Origin of the sequence: Herbaspirillum sp. B65, from assembly GCF_000333555.1 — a bacterium.
Taxonomy (GTDB): domain Bacteria; phylum Pseudomonadota; class Gammaproteobacteria; order Burkholderiales; family Burkholderiaceae_D; genus Herbaspirillum; species Herbaspirillum rubrisubalbicans.
Window position 1 is genome coordinate 1 of record NZ_BADI01000669.1, and the last position, 610, is coordinate 610.

Genomic DNA, 610 nt, shown 5'->3' on the forward strand with positions numbered 1-610 from the left:
CCAGATGTATGGGCTCGATATCGGCCACGCCGTCGAATTCCAGCGTGATGTCGCGGAAGAGTTCGGAGAGGCGCGACACGGACACGGTCCAGATCACGGGCTTGTCGGCCAGGCGGTCAGCGGGGGCAGGGCGTTTCATGGTGAGCGTTCGCGGCGTTTCAGTGAAACGTTAATGTAACACTGATGAAACGCACAGGGTTGTGGAACATCAACCCGACAGAAGGCGGGTACGCCCGGAGCGCGCACCGGAAGGGAAGCCTGCCAGCCTTGTCCGGCGCTGGTTTCAGACGATATGAAGGTTTTTTCATGCCTTGCGCCATGCAATGCTGCACTGCGATGGCACGGCCGTTGCAATGGTGAACGCACATGTCGCAGGACGGGGGCGATGCAGACCCGCCCGCCGCAGTCAGGCAATCCAGACTTTCCGTATTTCAACCTCATCGAGAAGGTGTCCACCATGGCTCTCCACTCCGCAGGCGCAGCGTTCCGCCAGGCCGTCCAGGAAGAATCCCCCTTGCAAGTCATCGGCGCGATCAACGCCAATCACGCCCTGCTGGCCAAGCGTGCCGGCTTCCGCGCGATTTACCTGTCCGGCGGCGGCGTGGCTGCG

The 610-nt window shown here is 62.0% G+C and carries 1 pseudogene; it reads left to right on the plus strand.

What is annotated here, in order from left to right:
• Positions 1–457 precede the first annotated feature (457 nt).
• Positions 458–610: pseudogene (gene prpB, locus I5W_RS15920) on the plus strand (methylisocitrate lyase); the annotation flags it as partial.